The organism is Bacillus sp. JJ783 (genome assembly GCF_036963225.1).
Taxonomy (GTDB): Bacteria; Bacillota; Bacilli; order Bacillales; family Bacillaceae_G; genus Bacillus_A; species Bacillus_A cereus_U.
Map to the genome: position 1 here is coordinate 26,480 of NZ_JBALMG010000079.1, position 11,547 is coordinate 38,026.

The window sequence follows — 11,547 nt, forward strand, 5'->3', positions numbered from 1 at the left end:
AAGGAGGATTGCGCATGAGTGATGTACTGGCTGATCGTACCCCTCCGCATAATATAGAAGCAGAGCAGGCGGTTTTAGGGGCTATATTGATTGATCAAGATGCATTAACGTCAGCATCAGAGCTGTTACTACCTGACTCGTTCTATCGAACGAAACATCAAAAGATTTTTGAAGTCATGCTTGGGTTGTCTGATAAGGGAGAACCAATCGACTTAGTAATAATGACATCAGCGATGGCTGATCAAGGGTTACTAGAAGAAGTTGGTGGGGTTTCTTATCTAGCAGAATTAGCAGAAGTTGTTCCAACAGCTGCTAACGTAGAATATTATGCACGCATCATCGCTGAAAAGGCACTTTTACGTCGTTTAATTCGAACGGCAACTCATATTGTATCGGATGGATACGAGCGAGAAGATGATGTGGATGGCCTTTTAAATGAGGCTGAGAAAAAAATATTAGAAGTATCACATCAAACAAATGCAAAAGCATTCCAAAACATTAAAGATGTTCTTGTAGATGCTTATGATAAAATTGAACTTTTGCATAATCAAAAAGGTGAAGTTACCGGGATACCAACTGGATTTACTGAATTAGATAAGATGACCGCGGGTTTTCAGCGAAATGATTTAATCATTGTAGCAGCTCGTCCGTCGGTGGGGAAAACTGCATTTTCATTAAATATCGCACAGAACGTAGCGACGAAAACGGATGAAAATGTAGCGATTTTTAGTTTGGAGATGGGCTCTGATCAGCTTGTTATGCGTATGCTTTGTGCAGAAGGAAATATTGATGCGCAAAGACTTCGTACCGGTTCATTAACTTCTGATGATTGGGCGAAATTAACAATGGCGATGGGTAGCCTTTCGAATGCTGGTATATATATTGATGATACACCAGGGATTAAAGTAAATGAGATTCGAGCAAAATGTCGTAGATTAAAGCAAGAACAAGGTCTTGGGATGGTTTTGATTGACTATTTACAGCTTATTCAAGGAAGTGGGAAATCAGGAGAAAACCGTCAGCAGGAAGTATCTGAGATTTCTCGTACATTAAAAGGGATTGCACGTGAATTGCAAGTACCTGTTATCGCCTTGTCGCAGTTATCTCGTGGTGTAGAATCTCGTCAAGATAAACGTCCGATGATGTCTGACATTCGTGAATCAGGAAGTATCGAGCAGGATGCTGACATTGTAGCCTTCCTATATCGTGAAGATTACTATGATCGTGAAACAGAAAATAAAAATACAATTGAAATTATCATTGCAAAACAACGTAATGGTCCAGTAGGTTCAGTAGAGCTTGCGTTTGTTAAGGAATTTAATAAATTCGTCAACTTAGAACGCCGCTTTGAGGATGGACATGCACCGCACGCATAAAGGCAGTATAAAAAAGAAACACATTTCTTATAATAAGATGTGTTTCTTTTTTTTTATATGAAAGATAGGGCTTTCATAAGGTGAATATGTAATTCTTACGAACGAAAACGTTTTTCGATAAAAAAATGTTCGCTTTTTGGTTGACTTCTCTTTCTGTTTTGGTACAATTATATTGTTTGAATAGATCGTTTGAAAATTGCGGAGGTGCTTTAATAATGTCTTCAGTAGTAGTTGTAGGAACACAATGGGGCGACGAAGGAAAAGGTAAAATCACTGATTTTCTTTCTGAGCATGCGGAAGTAGTTGCAAGATATCAAGGTGGAAATAACGCGGGACATACAATTGTTTTCGGCGGAGTTAAATATAAATTACACTTAATTCCATCTGGTATTTTCTATAAAGAGAAAATTTGTGTAATCGGAAACGGCTTAGTAGTAGATCCGAAAGCATTACTTGAAGAGTTAAAATACTTACACGATCGTGGTGTAAGTACTGATAATTTACGTGTAAGTAACCGTGCGCACGTTATTTTACCTTATCACTTAAAACAAGATGAGTTAGAAGAAGCGAGTAAAGGTGATAACAAGATCGGTACAACGAAAAAAGGTATCGGTCCTGCATATATGGATAAAGCTGCTCGTATCGGTATCCGTATGGCTGATCTTTTAGACCGTGAAGCATTTAAAGAGAAGCTTGAGCGCAATTTAGTGGAAAAAAATCGTTTGTTTGAAAAAATGTACGATACAGAAGGTTTCAGCGTAGAAGAAATCTTTGAAGAGTACTTCGAATACGGACAACAAATCGCACATTACGTATGCGATACATCTGTCGTATTAAATGATGCACTAGATAACAATCATCGTGTATTATTTGAAGGTGCACAAGGTGTTATGCTGGATATCGACCACGGTACGTATCCATTCGTTACATCTTCTAACCCAATTGCTGGTGGTGTAACAGTTGGAACTGGAGTTGGTCCTGCGAAAGTTACTCGCGTTGTAGGTGTATGTAAAGCATATACAAGCCGTGTTGGTGATGGTCCATTCCCTACGGAACTTAATGATGAAATCGGTCATCAAATTCGTGAAGTTGGTCGTGAATACGGAACAACAACTGGTCGTCCGCGCCGCGTAGGTTGGTTCGATAGCGTTGTTGTAAGACATGCACGTCGTGTTAGTGGTTTAACAGACTTATCATTAAACTCTATCGATGTATTAACAGGTATCCCAACTCTTAAAATTTGTGTTGCTTACAAATACAACGGAGAAGTTATCGATGAAGTTCCAGCTAACTTAAACATTTTAGCGAAATGTGAGCCTGTATACGAAGAGCTTCCAGGTTGGGAAGAAGATATTACTGGTGTAAAATCATTAGACGAGCTTCCTGAAAATGCACGAAAATACGTAGAACGTGTTTCTGAATTAACAGGAATCCAATTATCTATGTTCTCAGTTGGACCAGATCGTAATCAAACAAATATCGTTCGTAATGTATACGAAGCTTAATTGATATAAAAAATTGATTTTTTTAAGAAAAAACTCATGTTTTCATGAGTTTTTTCTTATCTTTTATAAAAAAATAAAAAAAGGTATTGCAAAAATAAAAGATAACATGTTATGATATGTCTTGTCGTCACGAAAATATGACGTTGGTGAGTATGAGCCATTAGCTCAGTTGGTAGAGCATCTGACTTTTAATCAGAGGGTCGAAGGTTCGAATCCTTCATGGCTCACCATTTTATTTTTCGTGGCCCGTTGGTCAAGTGGTTAAGACACCGCCCTTTCACGGCGGTAACACGGGTTCGAATCCCGTACGGGTCATGTTTTTTTATGTTCATTTTTGGTCCCGTGGTGTAGTGGTTAACATGCCTGCCTGTCACGCAGGAGATCGCCGGTTCGACCCCGGTCGGGACCGCCACTTTTGTTTATACCACCATTAGTGGTTTTATATATAGTTTTGGCTCGGTAGCTCAGTCGGTAGAGCAGAGGACTGAAAATCCTCGTGTCGGCGGTTCGATTCCGTCCCGAGCCACTCTCAGGATATTAAGTGGGCCCACTTAATATCCTTTTTATTTTGTCCAGTTTTACAAAAGTGGGTAGTTATTTTACAATAGAATGAGGAGCCTCTAGCAGTTGAAGCTAGAGGTTTTTCTATAGATCGTATAGGATTCCGTGTAAAAGTGGATGATACATGAGTCTATGAGAATAGAGGAGAAATACTTAGACTAAGATTGTTGTCATATAGGAACATACTATAGAAACACCAATATGTTTGAGGATTATTGATCATATTTTTATAAGGAGGAAATAGACGATGATGGGAAAGAAAATTTTAGTAGTTGATGATGAAAAGCCGATTGCGGATATTTTGAAGTTCAACCTAGAAAAAGAAGGTTTTGAAATTGTAATGGCGCATGATGGTGATGAGGCGATTGAAAAAGCAAATGAAGAACAGCCAGATATGGTTTTATTAGATATTATGTTACCGGGAAAAGACGGTTTAGAGGTATGTCGTGAAATACGTAAAAGCTCAGAAATGCCAATTATTATGCTTACAGCAAAAGACTCTGAAATTGATAAAGTATTAGGGCTTGAGCTTGGGGCAGATGATTATGTAACGAAGCCATTTAGTACGAGGGAGTTGCTTGCTCGTGTGAAAGCGAATTTACGTCGCCATCAGCAGGGTGGTGCTGCAGAGAAAGAAGAAAATACTGAAATGGTTATTGGACCAATCGTTATTAATTCGAACGCTTATAGTGTAACGAAGCGTGAAGAAAGCATTGAGCTTACACATCGTGAATTTGAATTACTACATTATTTAGCGAAGCATTTAGGTCAAGTTATGACTCGTGAACATTTATTACAAACAGTTTGGGGTTATGATTATTTTGGAGATGTACGTACAGTAGACGTAACAGTACGTCGTTTACGCGAAAAAATTGAAGATAATCCAAGTCATCCTACTTTAATTGTAACTAGACGTGGAGTAGGGTATTACTTGCGTGACCCAGAACAGGAATAGTATATGAAGAAAGTTGGTTTTTTTCAATCTATTCATTTAAAATTTGTGCTCATATATATGCTGTTAATATTAATAGCAATGCAAGTAATTGGTGTATATTTCGTCAGGGAATTAGAAAAAAGCCTTGTAAAAGGCTTTCAAGATTCCTTAACGCAGCAAACAAACTTACTTTCTTATAACTTGAAGCAAGAGTTTGTAAAAGAACGTCCTAAAACAGAATCAGTAGATAAAGCTATTAATGATTCGATTCAAAAATTTGCATCAGATCGTAAGAGAGATATTCAAGAAGTAAGTGTAATTGATTCTACTAAAAAATTAATGGCAATTTCAGACGCGTCTAAGCAAAATAAGGTAGGACGAACGTCAGCAGATACGGCTGTACAACGGGTAATGGTACAAAAGAAACCAGAGTCAAAGATTGAAAAAGATGGACATACAGGTCATCGAGTTCAAGTTATGATTACCCCTATTCTAAAAGAGCCGGGCGGAGATGTACTTGGCGTCATTCATATCGTTGCATCTATGGAAGATGTGTATAAACAAATGAAGGACATCAACCAAATTTTCGCAACGGGGACAGTAATTGCTTTATTAGTAACAGCTGTACTTGGAATTTTATTGGCTCAAACAATTACGAGACCAATTTCAGATATGCGAAGACAAGCAATTGAAATGGCGAAAGGGAATTATTCGCGAAAAGTAAAGGTGCATAGTCACGATGAGATTGGACAATTAGCATTATCTTTTAACAATTTATCTAAAAAATTACAACAAGCTCGTTCCTCCACAGAAAGTGAAAGACGAAAATTATCATCCGTTTTATCACATATGACAGATGGAGTAATTGCTACTGATCGAAAAGGGGATATCATTTTATTAAATGATCCTGCGGAAAAGATGTTAAATGTTTCGCGTGAAACGGCGCTAGATCAATCAGTGTTAGAAGTGTTAGGAATACAAGAAGAATTTACACTTGATCATTTATATGAAGAACCTGATTCAGTTTTATTAGATTTTAGTACGAGAAATGAACCATATATTTTACGTGCTAGTTTCTCTGTTATTCAAAAAGAAACAGGGAAGGCAAATGGTTTAATTGCTGTATTATATGATGTAACAGAGCAGGAGCGGATAGAACAAGAGCGCCGTGAGTTTGTTGCGAACGTATCTCATGAGTTAAGAACGCCGTTAACAACGATGCGCAGTTACTTAGAAGCACTTACTGATGGAGCATGGCAAGATCCAAATATTGCACCGCAATTTTTAACGGTTACACAAGAGGAAACAGAAAGAATGATCAGGCTTGTAAATGCATTGTTACAACTATCTAAACTAGATAGTACAGAACATCGCTTAATGAAGGAATGGGTCGACTTTACTGACTTCTTTAATAACGTTATCGATCGCTTTGAAATGTCTAAAGAGCAAAATGTAAGCTTCAAACGATCTTTCTCTAAAAAATCTCGATTTATTGATATGGATACAGACAAAATTACACAAGTTTTATATAACATTATTTCCAATGCACTAAAATATTCGCCAGAAGGTGGTACAGTAACATATCGCCTACGTGACCGCGGGGAGTTACTAGAGATTAGTGTGAGTGATCAAGGAATGGGAATTCCGAAAGAAAATGTAGATAAAATATTTGAACGTTTTTATCGTGTAGATAAAGCGCGTTCGAGACAAATGGGTGGTACAGGTCTTGGGTTAGCTATTGCGAAAGAAATGATTGAGGCACATGGCGGCTCGATTTGGGCGAAAAGTGAGGAAGGAAAAGGGACAACTATTTATTTCACATTGCCAATGGCGACAGATGAAGAGGACGATTGGGAATGAGTATGGAAAACTTTAAAACGATAGTTCTAATTAATTTGGTTGTCATTAGTCTATTTCTTACTTTTAACTTATGGACATATGTTCCTGATTCCACTTCTATGCAAAATACAAAGTTCGTTCAAGGTAACGAAGAGATAAATCAGGTAAAGATTTCGGAGGTTGTTCGCCCATCCTCTGTCGTTATTCATAAAGAGAAAAATCATTATGTAAGCGAAAAGAAGGAAAATGTGGATTCAATCTATAAAATTCTTGAAAACGGAGAATTACATGATTTTAGGGAAATAACGGGGACAGTCCCTAAAGGTGATTTTCTGTCTTATGTACACGGAGAAGAAAAAATTGAATTTGTTTTCCCTACAAATATCCCGTTAGATACGATTAAAGATATGTTTAATATTAAAGATAAAAACATAGAAAGTAACAGAAGTTTTAATCGTATTATAATTGATCCTTCTAGAAGTACGGACCAAGAAATTAAAGTTAGCTTTGTTTCCTATGATACTCCTCATAAAATATATCAAGCAAAATTGAGCGGTGCTTATATAAAGGATATTATAAATGCTCAAAATCAACTTATAACAGTAGCAAGACCATATTTTGAATATCAAATAAATGATACAAAAAAACTTTTTTTACCAGATGGGATTACGGAATTAAGTAAGGCAGAGTATATTACAGCTAAACTAGAGGTGGATCCATTCAAAAATGCTTTATTTAGTGATCCACGTTATTTAAGTCCTATTTCTGAGAAAGAAAAGGAAACATTTACGGATGGCATCCGTTCTATGGAAATTGATAAGTTGGATGCAATGTTGAAATATAAAAATTCCGCTGTACATGGTGATAAACCTACGGATAATGCGGTGATTTTACAAAAAAGTTTTGACTTTGTAAGTGGGCATAGTGGATCCTTTAAGTCCTATCGTTTTGATTATATTAATGGGAGGAAAACTTCATTCCGTTTATATGAGGATGGTTTGCCTGTATTTAATGCCAATGGAATAGCGGAATTAAAACAAGTATGGGGTTCAGGTGAAATTATGCAGTATGAAAGACCCTTTTTTGAGTTCAGTATTACTTTGCCTAGTAAACAACAAACAACTTCTCTTGCATCAGGTCATACAGTGATGACATCACTAGAGAATAACCCGGAAATTGATAAAAAATCAATTCAGGATGTTGGTATTGGTTATAAAATGTCATTGGAACCTTCCATCAGTGATGGGAGTGGGAGAATCGCTGTCTTACAGCCAATATGGTATATAAAATGTGAAGAAGATGGTAAGCAACAAATATATGAGTGGAGTGAGGGGGGACTAAATGGATTGGGATCGAATTAAAACCATATTTATTGTGACCTTTTTTGTTTTAGACCTCTTTCTTATCTTTCAGTTCATTCAAAAGCAAGATAGTAATCAATTAGAACTTGTGACGGAAACGAAAATCGATCAACAATTAAAAGCTGAAAAAATTACTATGGGGAATTTTCCTAAAGAACCGAAAAAAGAGTCATTTATAATGGCGAAAAATAAGGTTTTCAAAGAAGAAGATGTACAATCTTTAAAAAATCAGACGGCGCATGTGCAAGACGAATATCAAATAGAGAGTAAATTAAAAGAGCCTTTTTTAAATACAAAATCATCGTCAAAAGATAAGTATAATGATTTTTTGAAAAATTATGTGCTGGATGGACAAAAATATGAGTTTGGAGCAATAAAGGACTCAAAAATTTACTTCTTTCAAAAGTATAAAGATAAACCAATCTTCTACAATAATCGTGCGATGATTGTTGTAGATTTAAATGAAAAAAATGAGCTTATTTCGTATACACAAACAATGTTAACGGATTTGAAGGAAATGGGCGAAAGCGAAAAGACGAAAGAACAAGAAATTATTACTGCTCAAACAGCTTTAGAAAATATATATTTGAAAAATAAAATTGCAGAAAATACGCACGTGAAAGAGGCGCAGATTGGATATGCAACTCTTGCGGAGTCTTCTTCTAATATACAAGTGCTTGCTCCAACATGGAACTTAAAGACAGAGCAGAAAAAGGATTTTTTTGTGAATGCAATTGAAGGACAAGTTATGGAATTAGGGGAAACTCAAGTGCCGGAAGAACATAATGGAGTGAGAAAGAATGAGTATGCACTTTAGTGTACTTGCGAGTGGAAGTACAGGGAATATGCTATATGTAGGAACAGATGAAAAAAAACTGCTCGTCGATGCAGGTTTAAGTGGTAAAGCGACAGAGGCTTTATTTAAACAAGCTGAACTGAATATAAATGACGTATCAGGTATTCTTGTAACACATGAGCATAGTGACCATATTAAAGGATTAGGTGTATTGGCACGTAAATATGATTTACCTATTTATGCGAACGAGAAAACATGGAATGCAATGGAACATTTAATAGGTAATATCCCAACTGATCAAAAATTCATTTTCTCAGTAGGGGACGTGAAAACATTTGGGGATATTGAAGTTGAATCATTTGGTGTTTCTCATGATGCAGCGGAACCGATGTTTTATGCTTTTCATAACAATAATAGAAAGTTAGCTCTTATTACAGATACGGGCTACGTAAGTGACCGTATGAAAGGTGTCATTAAGGGAGCGAATGCTTTCGTATTTGAAAGCAATCATGATGTGGAAATGCTTCGTATGGGACGCTATCCATGGAGCATTAAGCGACGTATTTTAAGCGACGTTGGCCACGTTTGTAATGAGGACGCTGCATTAGCGATGGCTGATGTTATTACAGACGAGACAAAACACATTTATTTAGCGCATTTAAGCTTAGATAATAACATGAAAGAATTAGCGCGTATGTCTGTATCACAAGTATTAGAAGAAAAAGGTTTTGGGGTTGGAGAATCCTTTGAAATACATGATACGGATCAAAAAATGCCTACGAAAATTCAATACGTATAATTCTTCATTTTAGTAAACAATAAAGGTGAATATAGTTGTTTTCAGGAAGATAGGTGAACAAATATGTCCTTTATTGATGAAGAAAAATATCGTATTAAACGCGCAGGGAAAAAGAAACATAAAGGTATTGTCATTTCTAGCATAGCGGGGACAATTGTAGGGGCTTCATTATTTGCATTTGGAGCTCCTTTATTTTCAAATCATGCAGGTAAGCTTCCGCAAGCTGAAGCAAGTGAAAAAAATATGGCTGAAGCTCAAAGTGGAAATGTTCCTGTTAAACAGATTAGCTTTGTAGACGCTGTTGATCGTGCTTCAGAGGCTGTTGTTGGTGTTATTAATATTCAACGAGACGATTTTTCAGAGGCTGATTCGGAGGCTGGTACAGGCTCTGGTGTGATTTATAAGAGAACAGATGGACATGCGTATATTGTAACGAATAACCACGTTGTTGCTGGGGCGAATCGTATTGAAGTGAGCTTAAGTGACGGTAAGAAAATTCCAGGTAAAGTATTAGGAACCGATGTAGTCACGGACTTAGCGGTACTAGAAATAGATGCGAAGCATGTGAAGAAAGTGATTGAAATTGGCGACTCTAATACCGTTCGTAGAGGAGAACCAGTTATTGCGATTGGAAATCCACTTGGGTTACAATTTTCCGGAACTGTCACACAAGGTATTATTTCGGCTAATGAGCGTATTGTTCCTGTAGATTTAGATCAAGATGGACATTACGATTGGCAAGTAGAAGTATTGCAAACAGACGCGGCAATTAATCCAGGTAATAGTGGTGGAGCGCTTGTAAATGTAGCGGGACAATTAATAGGTATTAACTCAATGAAAATTGCAGCAAAAGAAGTAGAAGGAATTGGACTAGCTATTCCAGTTACGAGAGCTGTGCCTATTATGAATGAACTAGAAAAGTACGGTAAAGTAAGAAGACCTTACGTTGGGATTGAACTAAGATCATTAAATGAGATTCCGAGTTACTATTGGTCAAAAACGTTACAATTACCAGGTAACGTAACAGAAGGAGTCTGCATTTTAGATGTGAAAAGTCCTTCGCCAGGTACGGATGCGGGTCTTAGGGAACATGATGTTATTGTGGCGGTAGATGGAAAAGCGGTGCACGATATTATTGGGTTCCGCACGGCCTTATATAATAAAAAAATTAATGATAAAATGACTCTTACGTTTTATCGTGGTACAAAACGAGCGACAACAACGGTGAAATTAGGCATTCAAAAGTATTAAAAACAGGAGGGCCTACCTCCTGTTTTCTATTGTAGAAAAGTGAGGTGAAGAATATGAATTTACCTTGTTGTTTAGAACATGTTGAATTAGCATTAGATATCATTGTGGATGAGTGTGAAGTTGCACCGGTTATTAACAATGTGGATAACTCTAAAGAAGAGAAAAAAACATGTGAATTTTGTCAAAATGAGGCGACATATGTTGTATCGAACACAGATTCTCACACAATATGTGGGTAACATTTGTGGATATGTGGATAAGTCCTGTGGATAACGTGTTTGTAAGGTGGGGAATAGATGTGAATATCTCGATTATTTCAATCGGAAAATTAAAAGAAAAATACTTAAAACAAGGTATAGCAGAATACTTAAAACGATTATCTTCTTACGCAAAAGTAGAAGTAATTGAGTTACCAGATGAAAAGGCACCAGAAAATTTAAGTGCAGCAGAAATGTTAATTGTAAAAGAAAAAGAGGGCATACGTATACTGGATAAAATTTCTGATGATACGCACGTCATTGCGTTAGCAATAGAAGGGAAACAAAAATCATCAGAAGAATTTGCAGTAAGCTTAGATCGTCTTGCTACATATGGAAAGAGCAAAATCACATTTGTAATTGGTGGATCACTGGGGCTTAGTTCTGAAGTAATGAAGCGTTCAAATGAATCTCTTTCTTTCTCAAAGATGACATTACCACATCAATTAATGCGATTAGTATTGCTTGAGCAAGTGTATAGAGCGTTTCGTATTAATCGTGGGGAACCGTATCATAAATAGTGGATAATAATTGAAAGTTAATAATGCCCTATTTATTAAAATAAATTATAATTGGTTGTATATGTAATAAAAATATGATCAAAAAATTAGCACTTATCTTTACAGGATAGAGTGCTTTTTTCTATATGTAATTCATTATTTTAGATTTAGTCGATACATAATTAAAAGGGGAGATGTAAGTATTTGGTGAAATAAAGCATAATCAATATAGGAAAAAAGAAGTATTAGATGTAATTAGGGGGGCTTAACATAGTTAGGGGAAATATGAAAAAAGTACTTATATCATTACTAAAAAATCCACTATTAATAATTGGGTACTGGATTTTTTGTTATGAGTTAGCTTTGTT

At 36.3% G+C, this 11,547-nt stretch carries 10 protein-coding genes and 4 tRNA genes; all 14 read left to right on the top strand.

All coding sequences use genetic code 11. The features are described from left to right. Positions 1-14 precede the first annotated feature (14 nt). A complete protein-coding gene (gene dnaB / locus V7038_RS17425) occupies positions 15-1,376 on the top strand; it encodes a replicative DNA helicase (RefSeq protein ID WP_002113222.1) in 1,362 nt (453 codons plus the stop codon). Between the two features lie 215 nt (positions 1,377-1,591). Continuing rightward, positions 1,592-2,881, top strand: coding sequence for an adenylosuccinate synthase (locus V7038_RS17430; protein ID WP_002113221.1), 1,290 nt, complete (start codon positions 1,592-1,594; stop codon positions 2,879-2,881). Between the two features lie 154 nt (positions 2,882-3,035). Further along, positions 3,036-3,111 (top strand) — tRNA-Lys (locus V7038_RS17435). A gap of 13 nt (positions 3,112-3,124) precedes the next feature. After that, positions 3,125-3,196: transfer RNA gene (locus V7038_RS17440), tRNA-Glu, on the top strand. Positions 3,197-3,217: 21 nt separating this feature from the next. Then, positions 3,218-3,293, top strand: a tRNA-Asp gene (locus V7038_RS17445). Positions 3,294-3,334: 41 nt separating this feature from the next. Next, a tRNA-Phe gene (locus V7038_RS17450) sits at positions 3,335-3,407 on the top strand. Between the two features lie 282 nt (positions 3,408-3,689). Beyond that, positions 3,690-4,397, top strand: a complete 708-nt coding sequence (walR, locus tag V7038_RS17455) for a cell wall metabolism DNA-binding response regulator WalR (protein ID WP_000971867.1) — start codon at positions 3,690-3,692, stop codon at positions 4,395-4,397. 3 nt (positions 4,398-4,400) lie between these two features. After that, positions 4,401-6,236, top strand: a complete 1,836-nt coding sequence (walK, locus tag V7038_RS17460; protein WP_002113220.1) for a cell wall metabolism sensor histidine kinase WalK — start codon at positions 4,401-4,403, stop codon at positions 6,234-6,236. Further along, entirely contained in the window at positions 6,233-7,576 is a 1,344-nt protein-coding gene (locus tag V7038_RS17465) for a YycH family regulatory protein (RefSeq protein ID WP_002113219.1), read from the top strand. Before walK ends, V7038_RS17465 begins: the two co-directional genes overlap by 4 nt. Further along, positions 7,557-8,393 carry a two-component system regulatory protein YycI gene (locus V7038_RS17470; RefSeq protein ID WP_002113218.1) on the top strand — a complete coding sequence of 279 codons (837 nt, stop codon included), beginning with the start codon at positions 7,557-7,559 and terminating at the stop codon, positions 8,391-8,393. Before V7038_RS17465 ends, V7038_RS17470 begins: the two co-directional genes overlap by 20 nt. After that, entirely contained in the window at positions 8,377-9,171 is a 795-nt protein-coding gene (locus tag V7038_RS17475; RefSeq protein ID WP_002113217.1) for an MBL fold metallo-hydrolase, read from the top strand. Before V7038_RS17470 ends, V7038_RS17475 begins: the two co-directional genes overlap by 17 nt. A 63-nt stretch (positions 9,172-9,234) precedes the next feature. Beyond that, positions 9,235-10,422 carry a S1C family serine protease gene (locus tag V7038_RS17480; protein ID WP_002113216.1) on the top strand — a complete coding sequence of 396 codons (1,188 nt, stop codon included), beginning with the start codon at positions 9,235-9,237 and terminating at the stop codon, positions 10,420-10,422. 53 nt (positions 10,423-10,475) lie between these two features. Beyond that, a complete protein-coding gene (locus V7038_RS17485; RefSeq protein WP_002035001.1) occupies positions 10,476-10,661 on the top strand; it encodes a CxxH/CxxC protein in 186 nt (61 codons plus the stop codon). Positions 10,662-10,720: 59 nt separating this feature from the next. Continuing rightward, on the top strand, positions 10,721-11,200 hold the full coding sequence (rlmH, locus tag V7038_RS17490) for a 23S rRNA (pseudouridine(1915)-N(3))-methyltransferase RlmH (protein WP_002113213.1): 480 nt from the start codon (positions 10,721-10,723) through the stop codon (positions 11,198-11,200). The last annotated feature ends 347 nt before the right edge of the window (positions 11,201-11,547 follow it).